This window comes from Klebsiella sp. CN_Kp066 (genome assembly GCF_040065135.1).
Lineage (GTDB): Bacteria > Pseudomonadota > Gammaproteobacteria > Enterobacterales > Enterobacteriaceae > Klebsiella > Klebsiella oxytoca.
The window spans coordinates 42,860-62,895 of the sequence record NZ_JBEAIU010000029.1; the positions used below are offsets into that span (position 1 = coordinate 42,860).

Here is a 20,036-nt window from a genome sequence, read left to right on the forward strand (position 1 = left end):
GGTTAAATAAATGTTGACGCGATTCAGCTCACAGTTCCAATATAGAATCTATGCTTGTTTGAGACGTTTTCGATATGGAACTTCGTTATCTGCGCTACTTTGTCGCCGTCGCCGAGGCGCGACATTTCACTAAAGCGGCAAAAGAACTTGGTATCTCACAGCCGCCTTTAAGCCAACAAATTCAACGGCTTGAACGGGAAATTGGCACGCCGCTTTTCCGCCGTTTAACGCGCGGCGTTGAGCTAACGGAAGCGGGGGAGTCGTTCTATGAGGATGCCTGCCAGATCCTCGCCCTGAGCGATGCGGCGCTCGAAAAGACGAAAGGGATCGCCCGCGGACTGAACGGTCGGCTGGCGCTGGGCATTACCAGTTCTGATGCCTTCCATCCGCAGATCTTTAGCCTGCTGCAGCAGTTCCAACAACGTTACCCGGCGGTAACGCTGCATCAAATCGAGGGCAATATGGCGACGCTGATGGGTGCGCTTGGCGAAGCGGAGCTGGATATTGCTTTTGTACGCCTGCCTTGTGAAAGCAGTAAAGCCTTTAATCTGCGGATTATCGATCAGGAGCCGATGGTGATCGCGCTGGCGCGTTCGCATCCGCTGTCGTCATGCGATGAACTCGCGCTCGAGCAGCTTACCGACGTGGCGCCGATTCTTTTTCCGCGCGAAGTGGCCCCTGGCCTGTATGAGCTGGTGTTCAACAGCTATCTGCGCGCCGGTATTGACGTGCAGCGAGCCTATCAGTCATCGCAAATATCGTCGTCGCTCAGCATGGTGGAAGCCGGATTCGGCTTTGCGCTGGTGCCGCAGTCGATGACCTGCATCACGCTACCTGGCGTCAGCTACCACCCTTTGGCGGGCGCGCCGCTAAAAACCGATATTGCTATCGCCTGGCGACGCTACGAGCGTTCGCGCACGGTGAAGCATTTCCTGGCCATGTTTTAACCGGCGAGGTGACTTATTCAGCAGCTATTGACGTTTTATACTGTGTTTTAAGAAAGATAAACATTGGCGGCGGTCGGGCCACGCAGTCCGTTGACTCGACGAAATTCGACGCGGATGCCGGGGCTGATTGTGGTTGGCTCGCCGGGCGATAGTGCGGAAATATGAACCTGTACGTCTTTGCGACCATCGGAGGGGATGATCAGGCCTTTGCCTGTTTTATTATCAAATGTTTTGACAATACCTGTCATTTTTTGGAACAAATAAATACCTTTTAAATATGAAAACCGGCACGACTATACAGTAAGTGAGTGGGAAGTCTATGCAAATCGAAATAAAACCCGCGCTTGCGGGCTTTTACTTTGCCAAAAAAACGCCATCAGCGCTGGCTGATTATTGTGCAATCATGCGCAATAATCGGCTTCTGACAAGGGATAATTAAGCAGCGGTTTTTGCAGAGGACTGGAAAAATTTATGGCAGTAGGGGCAGATGAGTTGAGCACCTTTTTGTACTCGGCTGAAGCTGTGTTCTGAGTCCTGAGAGCAGTTAGGGCAGGAGCATTTTACGAGATAATTACGGCGAGTTTTAGCGTCTTTGCGTTCTGACATATGATATTTCCTGAGTTAAGGGCTTACGACCATACAGCATTGCGCCGCAAATAGCTCTAACTCATTCTGCATAGCGCGTAAATGAGGGAACTCAGGAACCCTATCGCTGGCACCAGTATGAGAAAAATCGTTTCGTGGCCGCAGGCGGTTAAAGAGTAAGTTTTCCCCCATATTTTTGTGATTAACATCACCCTTTAAATTCAATGTTTTATTTATCAATCAGTTAATGGTGGGTGATTTTTTCGCGCAGAGAACAATTTTCTCCATTATTCGCGGATTAGAGGGAAAATAGGTAAGATTTTCTTCCGCGCCTAATATACATTTTAATGGTGGTCGAAGAACGCAAATCACGATGTTGATGATTATATGACCGTTTATTTTTTGGCTATTAAACGGAGTTTTGGCGGCAGTCTTATGTGCCAACTTCGCTGACCACGTAAATAAAAACTCACGATATTTTATGACTAATAATAGTTTGAGTATATCCTATGAAAACCAGAACTAAAGATATTGCTACCCTGGCCGTTCATGCTGGAAGCCAATCCGATCCGGTAACCAACGCTATATTTACCCCGATTGTCACAGCCAGCTCTTTTATCCAGCCTAACCTTTATGAAGGCGGCGATTTTTGTTATTCCCGGGTTTCCAATCCAACGCGTAAAGCTTATGAATCCGCACTTGCCGAGCTGGAGGGGGGGATATATGCCACCGCTACCGCATCGGGAATGGCGGCCACCAATATCGTAATGGAACTATTGCCCAAAGACGCACACATTATTGCGATGAAGGGCGTCTACGGCGGAACCTGGCGGCTGTTTGAGAAATTAAAAACGCACACCACCGGCGCCACAATTTCCTATATCGATCTGAACGATGAGCAGAGCCTGATGGCGAATATTCAGGAAAATACCGCCTTAATCTGGATTGAAACGCCGACCAATCCATTACTTGAACTGGTCGATATCGCGAAAGTGTGTCGTATTGCTAAAAAACACGCCATTACCACCTGCGTTGATAATACCTTTGCCAGCGCCTGGAACCATAAACCGCTTGAAATGGGGGCGGACATGGTCATGCTCTCCACCAGTAAATATGTTGGCGGACATTCTGATTTAATAGGCGGCGCGGTTATTACCAATAATGAAGCGCTCGCCTCGAGGCTCGATTTTATTAAAACAACGATCGGCTCTATTGCCTCGCCCTTTGATGCCTACCTTGCCCTGCGCGGTATGAAGACGCTGGATTTGCGCATGGAGCGTCAGTGCAGTAATGCCCTGCGCGTGGCGGAATATCTGGAAAACCATCCGGCGATTGCCAGCGTCTATTATCCGGGGCTGCCGTCGCACCCTCAGCATCAGCTATGCAAGAAGCAAATGCGTTCGGGCGGCGCGGTAGTGACCGCGACCCTGAAGGGAGACATGCAGAGCCTGAAACGCTTTATCGGCGGTCTGCACTATTTTGTGCTGGCGGAATCGCTGGGCGGGGTAGAGAGCATGATTAACCATTCGGCCTCAATGTCCCACGGTTCGATGTCAAAAGAGGAGCGGGAAGCGATCGGCGTTTATGACACGACGCTGCGCTTCTCCGTCGGCATTGAACATATCGATGACTTACTCCAGGACCTGGATATTGCCTTCGCCGCTATGGACCTCAAACAGGATAACCATCATGCATGATTATGGCATCTGGACGATAATTACTCCGCTGGTCACCATTATTCTGGCGATTCTGACCCGCCAGGTGATCCTCTCTCTGCTTACCGGTATTTTTGTCGGCTATGCGGTGATTCACCACAGCATTATCCAGGGCGTTGGCGGCACGCTGAACGGAATTATTGAAACCTTTGCCTCCGCCGGTAATGCGCGAACGATTATTTTTATGGTGATGATCGGCGGCATTATGCGGCTGATTGTGGTCACCGGCGGCGTGCGAAAGCTGGTGCAGTTTCTTTCGGAGAAAAATGATTTCGTCACCAATAAAAAGTCGGTCCAGCTACTGGCGATGGTGGTGACATCGTTAATCTTTATCGAGAGTTCGATAAACCAGCTGATTGCCGGCGCATCAACGAAAAACCTTGCCCGGCGCTATAAAGTCTCGCCGGAAAAGATGTCCTATATTATCCAGACTTCCTGCGTGTCCGTTTGCTCGTCGGTGATGATCAACGGCTGGGGAGCGGCGATGATGGGGGTTATCGGCGTCCAGATTGCGCAAGGCTACCTGACCGGCGAGCCATTTGAAGTGCTGGCAAGCTCGATGGTCTGGAATACGATGGCCTGGTTTTCATTAGCCTCAGTGCTTTTTTATATCCTCTCCGGCTGTAGCTGGGGGCCGATGAAAAAGGCGGAGGTTAAGTTTGAAACGGTCCAGACGGAAATAGAACAAGAGCATGGCGAAGAGGAAGCGGACCCGGTGATTGACCATCCGGCCTGCAACTCATTGCTCAACTTCTTTATTCCAATCCTTTCCACCGTACTTATGGTGCCGGTAGTGCTATATATCACCGGCGAGGGACAATTCTCCAAAGGCAGCGGCTCCATGTCGGTCTACTCCGGCGTCATGTTTGGCACCGTCGTCTCTTTTATCTGGTTTCGCCTGCGCGGTATTCTGAACGTAGAAAACTTTTTTAAAGAGCTGTATATCGGCTACGCCAGTATGGTGAAAATCAGCTCAATCATGATTCTGGCCTTCCTGATGGGGCATATTTCGGCGGAACTGAATACCGGACAGTATATTGCTTCGATAACCTCCGGCGTTATTCCATCCGGCTTTTCGATCGGCTTTATCTTCCTGATTGCCGCGGTGATGTCGCTGGCCACCGGTACCTCCTGGGGAACATTCGCCATCATGATTCCAATTGGCGTCCAGCTCGGCGTGTCCTTAGGCATCGATCCGCACTTTATGATCGGCGCGGCGATTTCCGGCTCAATCTTTGGTGATATGACTTCGCCTATCTCCAGTGATGCCATCGTGGCATCGATGGCGACCAACTGTGACCATATTGAACATATTCGCACCCAGCTGCCTTATGCGCTGGTGACGGGCGGGCTGGCGCTCATTGTTTATTTAATTGTCGGCTTCACTCTTTAACTCAATATTCTCAAAGGATTTGCTATGACTAAGGCTATCGCGACAGAAAATGCGCCGCAGGCAATTGGCCCCTATATCCAGGGCGTGCGCAGCGGAAATTTTATTTTTACATCTGGTCAGCTACCCATCGATCCGCAAACGGGCACTATTCCCGAGTGCGCCGAAGGCCAGACCCGACAAAGCCTCGAGAATATTCAGGCAATCATTGAGGCCGGCGGCCTGACGGTCGCCAATATTTGTAAGATGACTATCTTCGTCAAGGATCTGAACGAGTTCGCTGCCATTAATGATGCCTACGCGGCGTTCTTCACCCAGCGTAACGCTTCTTTCCCGGCGCGCTCTTGCGTAGAGGTCGCCCGGCTGCCAAAGGACGTTAAAGTAGAAATTGAAGCTATCGCCTGGCAGGGATAACTCACGCGAAAGACGGCTCAACGGCGGCTTATTAGCCGCCGTTTTTATATCAAGGAGAGGGCTATGTCGGTAAAACATTATCTCAACAGCTTAGCGCGCGTCGCGCTGGTTGGTGGCGTCACTCCCGTTCAGCATCTGCAGCGGCTGTCGGAATATTTGCAGCGCGATATCTCTATAAAACGTGACGATATTTCGCATCCTGGCATGGGCGGTAATAAGTTCAGAAAGCTAGAGTTTCTGGCGGCAGATGGGTCTGAAGTGCGCAGCGCTGCTGGAGAATCCCATTCAAACCGCGGAGCCTAACTATCTCTGCAACGGCAACCATCTGCTGTTTAGCCTGATGGGCTGCGAGTCAGAAAGGGTTGCAGAACTTTACGATCCGGATGCGCGGCTGCAGCAGTTCAGCGAGCGGCTTTCGGCAGAAGGGGCGAAACCCTATATTGTTCCCGTCGGCGGCTCAAACGCGCTGGGGTCGCTGGGCTACGTTGAGTGCGCGCTGGAGATAGCGGATCAGTGCGAGCAGATGTGTGCAGTCCGTGGTGGTGTCCTCCGGCAGCGCGGGGACGCATGCCGAATACCGCAGGGATGGAGGCGGTGGCGTTGCTGGCGCGTCTGGAGGGGATCATGCTTGATCCGGTCTATACCGGCAAGGCGATGGCGGGCCTGATCGATGGCGTGAAAATAACGCGTTTCACCGGCAGCGGGCCGGTGATGTTTGTCCATACCGGCGGCGCGCCGGCGCTCTTTGCTTACTATCCTCGCGTCTGAACAACGACGTTAACCAAAAATCGAACCACGCCCGCGCGTGCATGCCGGCGTGGTTTTTTACATGCTGCGGCGGAGGGGCAGTGGACGCTTTACCGCCGGACAACGCCCGGCATCCATTCCTCCAGCGACGCGTCAAACCTAATAACGCTTGTGCGCCATGATTTCGATAATTTGTCGGTCGGTATGCTGCATGGCCCGACCGGCGATGGCGCAAAGATTACGAATGGAGTTTTCCACATCGCGATCGACGATACCGTCGTTGCCGGAAACAACCGAATTATCCAGCGCCAGCAGAACCGCTTTCCAGGCGGAAGAGATGCTGGTGGACACTTTCATTGCGCAACTACCGGAAGCGCCATCGCATATGATGCCGCTGACGTCGCCAATCATGTTATTAACCGCCATGGCGATGGTGTCAAAGCTGCCGTTCATCAGCCAGATAATCCCCGCCGCGGCACCCATTCCGGCGGTGGTGGTGGCGCAGAGGGCCGATAGCCGCGGAAGTTGACAGTGAATATAAATGGCGACCAGATGTGATAGCGCCAGCGCGCGGGCCAGCTGCTGCTGGCTGGCGTGAAGACGTTCTGCGGCCACGACCACCGGCATGGTGGCGGTGATGCCCTGGTTGCCGGAGCCGGAGTTGGTCATCGCCGGCAGCGATGCGCCGCCCATGCGGGCATCCGACGCGGCGCTGGTGCGGTAGAGGATCTCGTTAAACATATCATCGGAAACCAGTCCTTTGTCGACCTGGCGCTTTAGCGTCGGGCCGATATGCAATCCCCACTCTTTGCTCAGCCCTTTCTTTGAAAGGGCGTTGTTCATTGCGCCAGCCTCGAGCATAAATTCCAGCGTCTGCGCAGGCGCTTCGCTAACGAAATCATAGATCTCGCGCAGCGAACTGTGGGCGACCTGCGCCAGCGGATCGCGGGCGGGAGCAGCGTTCGCGCTTGCGTCCTTAACAAACAGAGGCTCACCCATTTTCTCAATCGCCACCACGTTGGTGTGGTCGCCGGTGATGGTGACCGTCGCATGCTGGTCGCCCGCGTAGACTTTGGCGCGAACGTACAGAATCTCGTCGCAGGGTTCCTGTAGCACCACGCGCACGGCGCCAACCTCAAGTAGCGCCCTGGCGGCATCAATTTCCCGACGGGTGGCCTTGTTAAGCACTTCCAGATTCGCCTGCGGGTCGCCGGCGATAGCGCCGAGAGCCGCGGCGATAGGCAAGCCGGCCATCCCCGTACCCGGGATGGTGACGCCCATACCATTTTTCATCAGATTCGGCGAGACCGCAGCTTCGATCCGCACAATCGCGCCAGAGAGCTGCTGCGCCGCCACGGCGCAGGCGAGGGCGACAGATACCGGTTCGGTACAGCCTAAAGCGGGTTTCACTTCCTGTTTTAATACCTGAATAAACAGGTTCCATTTAGCACGATTTTCCCGGTGTGACATGACTGAGCCTCTGGAGCGGTGCAGAAAAATGGCCATCGAGGGGATGACTTTCTCCTCGACATTGATTTGCGCCTGCGGGCCAGAAAACGGCGCGGCTCGCAGGAACGATAACCAAAATATTACCGCACTCAGCAGAGAAAAAAGTTGCACGTTCAATTTGTAAAATAGCGCTTTGGGAGAAAATTTTTCTTTAAAAAGCGCGTTGCAAACGGCTTTATGGCGAGGGCTGCGCTGGCGGGATAAAAAAACCGGCAGAGTAGCCGGTTTGGTCGTTAGATCTTACAGGCGTCGCCGCAGTCATCATCGGCCACAATGGCCTGCGCTTTTTTATCGGCATCTTCAAGTCGTTCAGCGTTGCGCTCTTGCGCTTCTTCCAGTCCGCTAAAAACCAGGTTATCGAGATCAATTTCCATGCGTTACCCATTTAAGTTCAGTGTTGACCGTGTGCAAGTATAGGCAAAACGGCAGGCGGATGCACCCGGCCTGAGCCCCGGTAGCACATAGCGGTAAGCGCGGATGTTTTATTGCGCAAGGCGAGACGAGAAAAGGCGTGGGCGGCGACAAACAATAGTTGAGCGAATATTTCATTTTTAGCCATCAAATTGTTGAATGTTTATCACGCTATTTGTTAAACAAATCGACAACGAGCGCCACACTGGCCATTGACTTGTAAAGATTATGCTAATATTGCCGTGCTTATGGATGTATCTATGGATTATGGTCAATGGTATCGACAACCGCAGTAGCCGCCGTCAAAGAATGGCGGAAACATAATAAATTTATTTGTCAGGTTAAACTCAGCTATAAAAAGGTACTGCGTAAATGCAGAGAAATATCTTTAACCGGAGGGAAATACAAAGAATATCAGACATTATGCGCCAGCTATGCTTGCGCGAAATTAACGGGAGCCACCGAGGGGTTGGTTAACTTTGAAGATAAACCCTTTAAAGCCTATTTAAATAAAAAGATGTCAAAAAGAGCGAAACTCGATATCGCTCATGGCTCTTTGAATTTTATAGAAAAAAGCTTTCGTCCCGAGGCCTTGCCGCAGCTGTATGATATGGCGAACTTTGGCCGTACGCTTATCGCCATTCCGCTGAAAAACGGTAGCAGTATTGATGTGAAGCTCCTGGCATCGCCTTTTCAGGAGGAAGGGGAGCTCATGTTGTTAATGTTCCTTGGCGATAAACGCGTCTACAGTATCTGTTTTTCCTGCACTGACGATGGCCGCGCCTGGATTGGCGGTATTCAGGGAGGGAAAGATATCGATAATGAAGAGGTGAAGGCGCTGACGAAAGAGCTTTACGGCACCCGTCCTAAAAACTTAATTATCACTCTGCTGTACGGTTTTTTAGCCTTTTTCAATATCAAGGAGATCTATGCTATCGACAGTGATTTTCATGTTAAAAGCGACAGAGTAAAAACTCGTTATTCTGAGCTTTGGCTGGAAATTGGCGGCGAGAAGCATCGACGCGGCTGGTATAAATTACCGCCAACCGAGATTAAGAAAAGCCTGGAAGAGGTTAAAAGTAAGCACCGTAGCCAGTTTATCAAGCGTGAAGGTCTGAAGGAGCTGGCGCAGTTGGATCTTGCCGCCGCGCTAGGCGACATCTGCCTCTGCCGTAACGCCGGATAAGCATAAAGTGAAGATTGTCGACCCGCAGGGGGCTGCGGGTCGACAATCGTTTTGCCCTTCATCTTTCCTCGCCTCAACTCCGCGCGTTCAGCCTTACAACCGCTTCATCTGATAAATTAGTTTTATAAATTAAAAAATTTTAAACATTTCATGCGTGATAGTTTTACATTATTTTTACAAATACATATAATTCCTTACGTTCTTCGCTCTGCCTGAGAGCGTCCAACCAACATGATATGCGGTCTGTGCCCTTATCGGTCTGATAAGGCGCTGTTTATATAAGATGTTTTGGTTTTTTCGACTGACGTCGTATGGGATGAAATATGGACGAACGACAAGGTAGCGGAAGGGGAATTTTCTTCACCGCCTACCGATTACTCTTTGTATTACTGAGCTTTGGCATTGGGCTCTTTTTCACCATCTGGGGGGGCAAACTCCTCTCGCTGGGCGGCAGCGCCTGGTATCTGCTCGCCGGTATTGCTTATCTGCTTATCGCCGTCGGCTATCTCGCCCGCAGTCGATATGTCCTGCCTTTTGCCATTCTGACTTTTCTGTTGACCCTTGCCTGGGCGCTGTATGAAGTGCAGCTCAGTTATTGGGGACTGATCCCACGACTGGTGGTGCCTGCGCTGATGCTGATGCTGGCGCTGTGGCTGTCGGCGACGCTGCCGATGCCGCGTACGCGGGTACGCTACGCCAACTGGAGCGCTTCGGCGATTTTCCTCGTGCTGCTGGCGACGCTGGTCTCGGCCTTTTACCCGCACGGCGGTATTCATAACGGCGTGGTGAAAGCGAGCGACGACAAAACGCCGACCCTGGCTGCCAGAAGCGATAACTGGGCGTTCTTCGGTCGCGATGCCTCCGGCACCCGTTTTGCGCCGTACGAGGACATTACGCCGCAAAACGTCAAAAACCTGAAAGTCGCCTGGACGTACCATACCGGCCGGCGGCTTACCGGCGCCGGGATTGGCGTCGATGAAAATACCCCGCTGCAAATTGGCGATACGCTGTACTCCTGTACGCCGCTGAACGTGGTCACCGCGCTGGATGCGGATACCGGTAAAGCGCGCTGGCGTTTTGACCCGCACGCGCAAACCGCCGAGCACGTCACCTGCCGCGGGGTTGGCTATTGGGATGCGCAGAGCGATGATTCTCTGAGCGCAGAGGAGAAGGCCAGCCCGTCGCTGCAGCAGTGTCCGCAGCGTATCCTGGTGTCTACGGTCGACGCCCGCTTGATCGCCCTGAACGCCAAAACCGGCGAGCTGTGCGATGACTTCGGCGACCACGGTAGCGTTGATCTGAAACAGGGTATGGACAATACCGAAAACAGCAAACGCTACCATCCGACCTCAACGCCGGTGATTATGGGGCATATTGCGGTGCTCGGCGGCTGGGTGCGCGATATCGTGCACGGCGAACCCTCCGGCGTGGTGCGCGCGTTTGACGTCCGTACCGGCAAAGTGGTGTGGGCGTGGGACGTCGGCCAGCCGGAAAACGTGACCGATCCGGTAAAAGGGCGCGTCTACACTCTCGAAACGCCGAACGTCTGGACGGTGCCGGGCTTTGACAAAGAGCTGAATCTGATTTATCTGCCGACCGGTAACGGTCCGCCGGACTACTGGGGCGGCGATCGCAACGCGGCCAAAGAGAAATATGGCTCGTCCGTGGTGGCGGTGGATGCCAGCACCGGGGAGACGAAGTGGGTCTTCCAGACCGTGCATCATGATATCTGGGACTATGACCTGCCGTCGCAGCCGGTACTGTTCCATATGAAAAACGACCGGGGTGAAGAGGTTCCGGTCCTGATCCAGACTACCAAAACCGGGCAGATTTACGTGCTCGACCGGCGTACCGGCAAGCCAGTGACTCGCGTAGAAGAGCGACCTGTGGCCCACGACGGCGCGGAAGGCGAGCATCTCTCCGCCACCCAGCCGTTCTCCACCGGCATGCCGCAATTGGGCGTCGAGCCGCTCACCGAGAAGTCGATGTGGGGCGTGACGCCGTTCGATCAGCTGATGTGCCGTATCGACTTCAAAGCGTCGACTTATCTGGGTATGTACACGCCGCCGTCAGAGAAGCCGTATATCGAATGGCCGAGCCTGCTGGGCGGCATGAACTGGGGCGGTATCACTATCGATGAGCGTACAGGAACGCTGTTCGTCAACGATATGCGGATGCCGCTGAGAATGTCGCTGGTGCGCAAAGAGGATATGGCGAAATACAAAGTCTCCACCGACGAGGTGCCCGGCTTTATGGGGACCGTGCGTCCGCAAATTGCCGGGCCATACGGCGGCGTGCGGATTGATATCTTGCAGTCGGCGCTGGGCGTTCCCTGTAATAAGCCGCCGTTTGGCACCATGAGCGCCATCGACCTCAATACCCGCCAGCTGATGTGGCAGGTACCGATGGGATCGGTAGAGGATACCGGTCCGCTGGGGCTGAAAACGCACATGCATATCCCGCTGGGTATGCCGACGCTGGGCGGCCCAACGTCCACGGCTTCCGGACTGGTCTTCTTCGCCGGCACCCAGGATAACTACCTGCGCGCGCTGGATTCCGCTACCGGTAAAGAGCTATGGCGCGCTCGTCTGCCGGTAGGGGCAGTGGCGGCTCCGCTGATCTATAAATCACCGAAAAGCGGTAAAGAGTACGTGGTGATCTCCGCCGGGGGCGCCAGCCACTCGCCGGACGTGGGCGATGATATTATTGCCTTCGCGCTGGAAGAGTAGCCGCAGCCGGTTCGCTCTTACGCAACTAACCGCCCCTGCGTGTGGGCGGTTTTTTTATGCTCTGAAGATTACCCGGCGCTAAACCGCGTGACAGGCGACGAGGTGGCCGTCGGCAACTTCCCTTAGAAGCGGAATATCACGGCGGCAGCGGTCGCTGGCCTGCGGGCAGCGCGAGGAAAAACGACAGCCGGAAGGGGGCCGGGACGGGTCGGGAATTTCACCTTGTAGCGCCGCGACCGGCTCGCTGTCCGGATCGAGGGTCGGTACCGCCGCCAGCAGCGCCCGGGTGTAGGGATGCAGGGGGCTGCTGAATAGCGCATCGCGGCTGGCGGTCTCTACCAGCTGACCGAGATACATTACCGCTACGTCATCGCACAGATGCTCTACTACCCCCAGATCGTGGGAGATAAACAAAAACGTCACCCCATGGTCGTCGCGCAGGTCGGAAAACAGATTGATAATCTGCGCCTGAATCGACACATCGAGGGCTGAAATCGGTTCATCGGCAATAATAAAATCCGGGTTTAAGATCAGCGCACGGGCAATGCCGATGCGCTGACGCTGGCCGCCGGAAAATTCGTGCGGGAAGCGGTTGTAATGCTGCGGAGACAGCCCGCAGATGCGCATCACCTCAAGGGTTTTGTCATACAGCTCCGCCCGGCGACAGAGCTTGTGTTCCAGCATCGCCTCGCCGATGGCGACGCCAATGCGTATGCGCGGGTTTAATGAACTGTAGGGGTCCTGAAAAACCAGCTGGATTTTAGGCCGCAGCGCGCGCATCGCCTGCGGCGACAGTTCGGCAAGCTCCTGGCCGCGAAACTTCACGCTGCCGGCGGTCTTCTCGTATAGCCCCAGCAGCGTGCGGCCAACGGTGGTTTTCCCGCTGCCGGATTCGCCTACCAGGCCAAAAATCGTGCCCCGGCGAATCTTAAAGCTCACGCCATCCACGGCCCGCAGCACGCCGGTCTGCTGGCCGAATAGCCCATCGCGTAGCGGGAAGTGTTTTTTTAGCCCATCCACTTCAATCACGTATTCATGACTCATGCCACGGACTCCGAAAGTTCACTGTAAAAGCAGGCGGCCTGCCGGTTATGCCCCGATAGCGGCGGAATGCTCTGTCGGCAGCGCGCGGTGGCTTTTGCGCAGCGCTCGGCGAAGGCGCATCCGGCGGGAAGGGCGGCGAGGTCCGGTACCTGACCGGGGATTGAGTAGAGGCGTCGCCGCCGCTCCCCCGGCACAGGGCGCGAGGCGATCAGCCCCTGGGTATAGGGATGCTGCGGGTTACGCAAAATGGCGGCTGTCGCACCTTGCTCAACGATACGCCCGGCGTACATCACCACCACGTGTTCGGCCATCTGCGCGATAACTCCGAGATCGTGAGTAATCAGCATCATCGCCATCCGGTTGGCTCGCGCCTGGTCGCGCAGCAGTCGCAGGATCTGCGCCTGCACGGTGACGTCCAGCGCGGTCGTCGGCTCATCGGCAATCAGCAGCTTCGGCTGGCAGCTCAGCGCCATGGCGATCATCACCCGCTGCAGCATGCCGCCGGAAAGCTGGTGTGGATAGCTGGCCATCAGGCTATCCGCGCGCGCCAGTCCAACATCAGCCAGAAGCTGGATAGCGTGCTGCCATGCGATCTTCGGCGACTCGCCGCGGTGGCGAATAAGCGGCTCGCACAGCTGCTCGCCGACGGTGAGTACCGGATTAAGGGCGCTCATCGGTTCCTGAAAAATCATCGCCAGCTGATTGCCGCGTAGATCGGCCATATGGGCATTTTTCAGCCGCAGCAGATCCTGATCCTCGAAAAGTATCTCCCCACCGTCAATGCGCGCCGCCTGCGGCAGCAGCAGGCCCATTAATGACATGGCGGTAACGCTTTTACCGCAGCCGGATTCGCCGACGACGCCAACGGTCTGCCCGGCGCGGATAGTGAACGACACCTCCTGCACCGCGCGTACCCGGCCTTTGTCGGCGGCAAAAGAGACCGAAAGTTGATTAAAGGTAATTAATGCGCGACTCATTTCAGCCTCTGTTTCATTTTGGGGTCCATGGCGTCGCGCAGGCCATCGCCCAGCACGTTGATGGCAATGACGGTGATAAAAATGGCGATCCCCGGCGGCATCCATAGCCAGGGGCGGCGCTGAAAATCGATCAGGCTGTTAGCGGCGTCCATCATATTGCCCCACGACGGCGTCGGCGGCACAACGCCAAGCCCGAGGTAGCTAAGCGCCGACTCGCTGAGAATAGCGTTAGCCACCGCCATCGTCGCCATCACCACCAGAATCGGTACCGTATTCGGCAGCAGATGACCAAACAGACGGCGCCGCGCCGACAAGCCCAGCACCTGGGTCGCCAGCATAAAGTCGCGCTCGCGCAGGGAGAGGCACTGCCCTCGTACCAGCCGGGCAAGCTTCGGCCACTCCAGCAGGCTCAGCATAACTACCACCATATAGATGCGTGAATCCGGCGAGAAATCGAGCTCGGAGAGCATCGCTCCCGCGACAATCAGCAGCGGCAGGCCGGGGATGGTCATCACCAGATCGGCAAAACGCATGATGAGTTTATCGGTCAGGCCGCCGGCGTAGCCCGACAGCGCGCCGAGCAGATAGCCAAGGGTGACCGACAGCAGCATGGTCAGCAGGCCGATGATCAGCGAAATGCGTCCGGCCAGTAGCAGGCGGGTGTAAATATCGCGACCGAGAAAATCGGTACCCAGCCAGTGCTGCGCGCCGGGCGGCTTGTTGATCATCAGCGCGTCGGTAGCATCGTCCTTCCAAGGCGACCACAGCGGCCCCAGCGTGCACCAGAGGGCCATGATGACCAGCAGCAGCAGGCACAGCATCGCCAGACGATTGTGACGCAGCGCCTGCCAGGCCTGACGCCAGGGGGACGGCGTAACCTGCGCCAGCGCCGGGATTTCCGCCTTGCGCAGGCGTCGGTTAACAGAAAACAGAGAGCTGAGCATCAGGACCTCACGCGAATGCGCGGGTCGACCCACGCGTAAAGCACATCGGCAATCAGGTTGCCAAGAATGGTCAGCACCGCCAGAAACAGGGTAAAGCCCATTAACACCGGGTAGTCGCGGGCGGCCAGCGAATCGATATGAATATGCCCGGCCCCCGGCCAGTTAAACACTTTTTCGGTGATGATCGCCCCGGAGAACAGCCCCGGCAGCTCGAAGCCGAGCAGGGTAATGATCGGCAGCAGGGCGTTCCGCAAGGCGTGCTTCAGGATAACCGTGCGTTCGCGTAGCCCTTTAGCGCGGGCGGTGCGGATAAAATCCATTTTCACCACCTCGAGCATGCTGGCGCGAAAATAGCGGGTCAGGCTACCTGCCTGGAGCATCACCAGCGCCAGCACCGGCAGCACCAGATGGGCGGCAACCTGTAGCACATAGCCCCAGCCGCTGTCGTCACTACCGGTACGGGTCATGCCGCCAACCGGCAGCCAGTGCAGGTCGACGGCGAACCACTTGATCAGCAGCAGACAGAGGAAAAAGGTCGGGAACGACATGGCGGCGAAGACCGCGACGCTCACCAGATGATCGAACAGCGAGTTGGGCTTCAGCGCCGAGATTGCGCCGACCGTCAGACCAATCCCCCAGTAGAATACCAGCGCCACGCTGGCCAGCAGGAAGGAGTTCCAGATGTACTGGTTAAGCAGCTGGCTGACCGGAATCTGGTACTGCAGCGAGAACCCAAGATCGCCGCGCAGCAGCTGGCCAAGCCAATGGATATAGCGGGTGAGTAACGGCTGGTCCAGACCGTAAATCGCCTTCAGTTCGGCGGCGCGGGCGGCGGTGAGGGTGATATTGCCGTCGATAAAATCGCCCGGCGTTTTGGCAAACAGCATAAAGATAATGAATGAAGCCAGCAGCAGCATCGGCAGCGTTTGCAGCAGCCGTCTCAGGATGAAATTTCTCATGACATTCTCACGTCAGCCGCCGGACATCCCGGCGGCTGGGGATTTACTTAACGATTTTGACATCCGGCAGGCTGCCGGTCAGGCCGTTGTAGATATCCGGTTTGAAGCCGGTGACCCGGGCGCTGCTCGCCGAGAGAATTTCGCGGTAGCCGAGAAGGATAACCGGCGGGTCCTGCGCCAGTACCTGATACAGCTGGTGGTAGATGGGCTTGCGTTTCTCAACGTCGAGCACCGAGTTACCTTCGGTAATCAGCTTATCGACCTGCGGATTGTTATAGCCGGACTCTTTCGCTTCCGCGCTGTAAAAATCCCACACGCCATCATGCGGGTCGTTAAGGGTGCTGGTGCTGAACGACGCCAGATCGTAATTACCCGACTTACGCTGCGCCATCAGGGCGTTGAAATCGACGACCTGCGGTTTTAACAGGACGCCAATCTGCTGCCAGTTCTCTTTGGCGATGGGGATCAGCGCATCGTTAAGCACTTTCTTACTCACCAGCAGGGTTAACTCCAGGCGTTTGCCCTCTTTGACGCGGATACCGTCCGGTCCCGGTTTCCAGCCGGCATCGTCCAGCAGCTTCTTCGCCTGCGCCGGGTCATAGTGATACGGGTTCACTCCGTCGGCGTTCCAGGCCCAGGAGATTGGCGCGATAGGCTCAATCGCTACTTTACCGTAGCCCTGATAGACCACATCAATCAGCTTCTGGCGATCGAGGCCGTAAATCAGCGCCTGGCGTACCTTGACGTCCTTCAGCGCCGGGCGGCGGACGTTAAACTCCACCTGGCTGTAGTCGCTGGAGCCGTAAAGGTTGATGTTGGCAAAGCCGAGCATTTTCAGCTGTTCGATATCGTCAGGACGCGAGGTAAAGGCGTCGTAGTCGGTTTCGCCCGTCTGGAAGAGCTGAAAGTTGGTCGCCGGGTTGGTCACGCGATAGATAAAGCGCGGGGTGGGGGGCGTACCGCGATAAAAGTGGCTGTTGGCGTGGAAACGAATCTCCTGGCCGGGGATATATTTGTCATAAACGTAAGGACCGTTGCCCAGCGGTTTGCCGTGCAGGGTGCGCAGATAATCGAGATTGCCGCGCTGGTAGCCTTTGCCGTAATACGCTCTGGAGAGTACCGGACCGCCAATTTTTGCCAACGTCGTCGCGCCCGGCTGGGTGGTGGTCACCTGGAGCGTCAAGGGATCCAGCACTTTCAGACCGCTGACGCTATCGGCTTTCGCCGCTTTGTACTCCGCGCCGCCGGCGATATTGGCGAGCGTAATATCGGTATCGCCGTCGTATTTCGGGTCCAGCAGCACGGTGAGGGTAAAGGCGACATCGTCAGCCGTCAGCGGCGAGCCGTCGCTAAAGGTCAGATTGTGGCGCAGCTTGATGGTGTAGACCTTGTTGTCCGGACTGACCGTCCAGCTTTCGGCGAGACCCGGCACCAGTTTGCCGTGGCTGTCCCAGTCGATCAGGCGGGAGAAGATCACGTTGGTGACGTTTTCATCCCAGCCGTTGACGAAGAAGTAAGGGTTAAAAATGCCCTGTGGCTCGGAAATGCCGGCCACGACGGTATCTTTACGCAGCTTTGCCGCTGCGGGGATCTGGCTGGCATCGCTGGCCGGGGTGATCCCTTCTTTTAAGATCTCGTCGGCGATGGCGACAGAAGAAAATGCCACCGCGCCGCCGAGCAACGCGATTTTCAGAGCAAGCGCGAACCGCGTCTGTTTGGTTTTTAACCCGTGCAGTAGTCTGGACAAAAGTGCTCCCTCATCAAAGAATTGCGCAGTGTATTTACAAATCATGACGAAAGATAAGAGGCGCTTAGCGCCCTGTCTAACACCGAAAGGCTATGGCTTATAGCAATTTAGCATTAGCAATAATTCAGTATTAATCTGCCACTTTTGCGCTAAACACCAGCATTCTCAGCTGCCGTATCGCCGGAAAGGGTTAAGCGGTCAGCCACCCAGCCGGCATGCTGCTGTAAATGAGGATTGGCCAGCGGCTTCGCCAGGCGTATCCGCAGCTGGCCAATCACCCGTCCCTGAATCTGCTCGCAGCTGCCGTATAACAGGCGGGCATCGGCGCCCAGCAGCGCGGCGATGCGCTGTAAATCCGGTTCCTGCCCGCTGCTGCCGTCAAAATGCAGCGTGACCAGCTGCTGGTTTTCGCTCAGCGAGAGTCGTTCTTCCGCACGGTCATGATGGAGCGTGCCGAGCAGGCTTTGCGTGACAGCATGTCCGGGATGACCAAATACTCGCCACACCTCGCCCTGTTCGATAATTTCTCCGTGCTCAAGCACCGCGACCCGGTCGCAGAGGGTGCGAATGACGTCCATCTCATGGGTGATCAGCACGATGGTCAAACCAAGGCGCTGGTTGATCTCTTTAAGGAGTTTTAGTACTGCAAGGGTATTTTCCGGGTCGAGGGCCGAGGTGGCTTCGTCACACAGCAGGATCTCCGGCTGCGTGACCAGCGCGCGGGCGATACCGGTGCGCTGCTTCTGGCCACCGGAAAGCTGAGCCGGCCAGCTGTCGCGCAGATCGCTGAGGCCGACAAGCGCCAGGATCTCCGCAACCCGTTTCTGCCTTTCCGCCCGCGGTACCCCGGCCATTTTCAGCGGCAGCTCAACGTTCTGCGCCACCGTTTTGGTCGCCATTAAATTAAAGTGCTGAAAGATCATCGCGACCCGCCGGCGCAGGTCGCGCAGCTGGCTGCGGGAGTAGTGCCGAGTATGTTCGCCGTGAATGGTAATCTCACCGCTGTCGGCGTTTTCCAGGCGGTTGAACAGGCGCAGCAGGGTTGATTTTCCGGCGCCGCTGCGGCCAATAATGCCGAAGATTTCTCCCTGAGCGATCTGCAGATTAATATCCCGCAGCGCCTGCACGCCGTTGGGGTAGGCTTTACTTATCTGGCTCAACTGAATATGCGTTGTGGCGTTGGGTTTTTGCGTCACGATGGCGGCTCTGTTAACGAAATTAAACGGCAGCCTGCAGGCTGCCGATGAACATCCGGCGATTAAAAACCGGGCAGGATTTTGCCTTTATAGCGGGTGAGAATAAAGCTACGCACGCGGTCTGAGTTCAGGGCTTTCGCCAGCTTCTGAATGCCGGGATCGTTGATGTTGTCAGGACGCGCCACCAGATACTCGACGTACAGGTCGCTGCCTTTTTCCACCAGCAGCGCCTTGTCGGTATCAATTCCGGCCTCCAGCGCATAGTTGGCGAAGATAAACGCCAGATCGACCTGATTCACCGCCCGCGCCAGCATCGCGCCTTCCAGCTCGCGAATTTTAAAACGATGCGGATTAGCGGTGATATCTTTGGTCGCCGACTGCGGATCCTGCGGGTTTTTCAGGGTAATCAGCCCGGCATTGCTGAGCATCACCAGCGCGCGACCGGTATTCACCGGATCGTTCGGGATGGCAACGGTGGCACCATCCGGTACCTCTTTGATTGTTTTATATTTGCTCGAATAAGCGCCAAACGGTTCAATATGCACGCCGACCACCGGCAGCAGATGGGTGTGGCGGGTCTGGTTGTAGTTATCGAGGAAAGGGCGGTACTGGTAGTAGTTGGCGTCGAGATTTTTCTCCGCCAGCTGCTGGTTGGGCTGGATAAAGTCGTTGAAGACTTTAATTTTCAAATCGACCCCCTGTTTCGCCAGCTCGGGCTTAACGAACTCGAGAATTTCGGCATGGGGGACCGGCGTCGCGCCCACGGTCAGCGTCTCGTTGGCGCTGGCGGACAGGGAGAAAAGGGCCAGAAGCCCCGCTGCGAGGATTGTTTTTTTCATTGTCTTATTCCTGAAGCTATTGTTATTTGCGGCTCATCGCCTTCACCAGACGATCGCCGCTCATTTGTACTATCTGCACCAGCGCAATCAGCAGCAGAACGGTTATCACCATCACGTCCGTCTGGAAGCGCTGATAGCCAAAGCGGATGGCCAGGTCGCCCAGCCCGCCGCCGCCGATGACCCCCGCCATGGAGGTATAATCGACCAGTAAAATCGCGGTCACGGTCACGGCGGCAATAAGCCCGGCGCGCGACTCCGGCAGCAGGGTGTGCCAGATTAGCTGCCAGGTGTTGCCGCCCATTGACCAACTGGCCTCCACCAGACCGTGCTCCACCTCGCGCAGCGCGGTCTCAACCAGCCGGGCAAAGAAAGGCGCGCAGCCGACAACCAGCGGCGGAATGGTGCCTTCAACGCCCAGCGAGGTGCCGGTAATCAGCGTCGTCACCGGGATCATCACAATCAATAAAATGATGAAGGGCAGCGAGCGCAGAACGTTGACCCCCAGCGACAGCAGGCGATAGAGGCGCGGAGCATGGAGCAGGCGAGGCTGGCCGCTGAGATAGAGCACAATTCCCAGCGGTAGGCCAATCAGCACGGTAAACCCCAGCGACCAGCCCAGCATGGTCAAGGTATCGAGGCTGGCCTGCGCCACGTCGCCCCAGTCGATATCAGCAAAAAAAGCCAGCGCGCCGTTCAT

The 20,036-nt window shown here is 55.8% G+C and carries 18 protein-coding genes and 1 pseudogene; 7 read left to right on the top strand and 12 right to left on the bottom strand.

The window, feature by feature from the left end; all coding sequences use genetic code 11:
- Nucleotides 1-74 precede the first annotated feature (74 nt).
- Complete coding sequence (locus ABLV75_RS10020; protein WP_004102798.1) at nt 75-947, top strand: LysR family transcriptional regulator; 873 nt, start codon at nt 75-77, stop codon at nt 945-947.
- Nucleotides 948-994: 47 nt separating this feature from the next.
- Here ABLV75_RS10020 and cspF read toward each other — a convergent pair whose 3' ends face one another.
- Together cspF and ABLV75_RS10030 are read right to left on the bottom strand one after the other, a co-directional pair.
- Nucleotides 995-1,207, bottom strand: a complete 213-nt coding sequence (gene cspF, locus ABLV75_RS10025; protein WP_017145721.1) for a cold shock-like protein CspF — start codon at nt 1,205-1,207, stop codon at nt 995-997.
- 175 nt (nt 1,208-1,382) lie between these two features.
- Nucleotides 1,383-1,553 (bottom strand): YnfU family zinc-binding protein, encoded by a 171-nt coding sequence (locus tag ABLV75_RS10030; RefSeq protein WP_213799282.1) that lies wholly within the window; start codon nt 1,551-1,553, stop codon nt 1,383-1,385.
- Between the two features lie 488 nt (nt 1,554-2,041).
- Between ABLV75_RS10030 and ABLV75_RS10035 the strand changes: the two genes are divergently transcribed.
- From ABLV75_RS10035 to ABLV75_RS10050, 4 genes and pseudogenes are all read left to right on the top strand, one after another.
- A complete protein-coding gene (locus ABLV75_RS10035; protein ID WP_004102796.1) occupies nt 2,042-3,229 on the top strand; it encodes a PLP-dependent aspartate aminotransferase family protein in 1,188 nt (395 codons plus the stop codon).
- Nucleotides 3,222-4,640: a Na+/H+ antiporter NhaC family protein gene (locus tag ABLV75_RS10040; protein ID WP_004102794.1), complete on the top strand. Its 1,419-nt coding sequence runs from the start codon at nt 3,222-3,224 to the stop codon at nt 4,638-4,640. Before ABLV75_RS10035 ends, ABLV75_RS10040 begins: the two co-directional genes overlap by 8 nt.
- 24 nt (nt 4,641-4,664) lie before the next feature.
- Nucleotides 4,665-5,051 carry a RidA family protein gene (locus ABLV75_RS10045; RefSeq protein WP_004102792.1) on the top strand — a complete coding sequence of 129 codons (387 nt, stop codon included), beginning with the start codon at nt 4,665-4,667 and terminating at the stop codon, nt 5,049-5,051.
- A 63-nt stretch (nt 5,052-5,114) separates the two neighbouring features.
- Nucleotides 5,115-5,819 (top strand): annotated as a pseudogene (locus ABLV75_RS10050) (D-cysteine desulfhydrase).
- 138 nt (nt 5,820-5,957) lie between these two features.
- Here the strand turns inward: ABLV75_RS10050 and ABLV75_RS10055 are convergent.
- Both ABLV75_RS10055 and ABLV75_RS10060 read right to left on the bottom strand, forming a co-directional pair.
- Complete coding sequence (locus ABLV75_RS10055) at nt 5,958-7,268, bottom strand: L-serine ammonia-lyase, iron-sulfur-dependent, subunit alpha (RefSeq protein ID WP_348854933.1); 1,311 nt, start codon at nt 7,266-7,268, stop codon at nt 5,958-5,960.
- A gap of 272 nt (nt 7,269-7,540) precedes the next feature.
- Nucleotides 7,541-7,681, bottom strand: coding sequence for a hypothetical protein (locus ABLV75_RS10060; protein WP_004102786.1), 141 nt, complete (start codon nt 7,679-7,681; stop codon nt 7,541-7,543).
- Between the two features lie 311 nt (nt 7,682-7,992).
- Here ABLV75_RS10060 and ABLV75_RS10065 point away from each other — a divergent pair, with 311 nt between their 5' ends.
- Both ABLV75_RS10065 and ABLV75_RS10070 read left to right on the top strand, forming a co-directional pair.
- Complete coding sequence (locus ABLV75_RS10065) at nt 7,993-8,904, top strand: DUF535 family protein (RefSeq protein WP_032728369.1); 912 nt, start codon at nt 7,993-7,995, stop codon at nt 8,902-8,904.
- A 323-nt stretch (nt 8,905-9,227) separates the two neighbouring features.
- Nucleotides 9,228-11,633 (top strand): membrane-bound PQQ-dependent dehydrogenase, glucose/quinate/shikimate family, encoded by a 2,406-nt coding sequence (locus ABLV75_RS10070; protein ID WP_047719769.1) that lies wholly within the window; start codon nt 9,228-9,230, stop codon nt 11,631-11,633.
- A gap of 78 nt (nt 11,634-11,711) precedes the next feature.
- On the opposite strand, the gene ABLV75_RS10075 is transcribed toward ABLV75_RS10070, so the two are convergent.
- From ABLV75_RS10075 to ABLV75_RS10110, 8 genes are all read right to left on the bottom strand, one after another.
- Entirely contained in the window at nt 11,712-12,677 is a 966-nt protein-coding gene (locus ABLV75_RS10075; RefSeq protein ID WP_024274290.1) for an oligopeptide/dipeptide ABC transporter ATP-binding protein, read from the bottom strand.
- Nucleotides 12,674-13,654, bottom strand: a complete 981-nt coding sequence (locus tag ABLV75_RS10080) for an ABC transporter ATP-binding protein (protein ID WP_047719770.1) — start codon at nt 13,652-13,654, stop codon at nt 12,674-12,676. Before ABLV75_RS10080 ends, ABLV75_RS10075 begins: the two co-directional genes overlap by 4 nt.
- Nucleotides 13,651-14,601: an oligopeptide ABC transporter permease gene (gene opp4C / locus ABLV75_RS10085; protein ID WP_139153336.1), complete on the bottom strand. Its 951-nt coding sequence runs from the start codon at nt 14,599-14,601 to the stop codon at nt 13,651-13,653. Before opp4C ends, ABLV75_RS10080 begins: the two co-directional genes overlap by 4 nt.
- Nucleotides 14,598-15,557, bottom strand: a complete 960-nt coding sequence (locus ABLV75_RS10090; protein ID WP_047719772.1) for an ABC transporter permease — start codon at nt 15,555-15,557, stop codon at nt 14,598-14,600. The genes opp4C and ABLV75_RS10090 overlap by 4 nt, the downstream gene beginning before the upstream one ends.
- Before the next feature lie 43 nt (nt 15,558-15,600).
- Nucleotides 15,601-17,304: an ABC transporter substrate-binding protein gene (locus tag ABLV75_RS10095; protein ID WP_047719773.1), complete on the bottom strand. Its 1,704-nt coding sequence runs from the start codon at nt 17,302-17,304 to the stop codon at nt 15,601-15,603.
- A 149-nt stretch (nt 17,305-17,453) separates the two neighbouring features.
- A complete protein-coding gene (locus tag ABLV75_RS10100; protein ID WP_047719774.1) occupies nt 17,454-18,500 on the bottom strand; it encodes a methionine ABC transporter ATP-binding protein in 1,047 nt (348 codons plus the stop codon).
- A gap of 62 nt (nt 18,501-18,562) precedes the next feature.
- A complete protein-coding gene (locus ABLV75_RS10105; RefSeq protein WP_004102767.1) occupies nt 18,563-19,339 on the bottom strand; it encodes a MetQ/NlpA family ABC transporter substrate-binding protein in 777 nt (258 codons plus the stop codon).
- Nucleotides 19,340-19,361: 22 nt separating this feature from the next.
- The gene (locus tag ABLV75_RS10110) at nt 19,362-20,036 is read right to left on the bottom strand and encodes a methionine ABC transporter permease (protein ID WP_004102765.1); all 675 of its coding nucleotides are present in this window, start codon (nt 20,034-20,036) and stop codon (nt 19,362-19,364) included.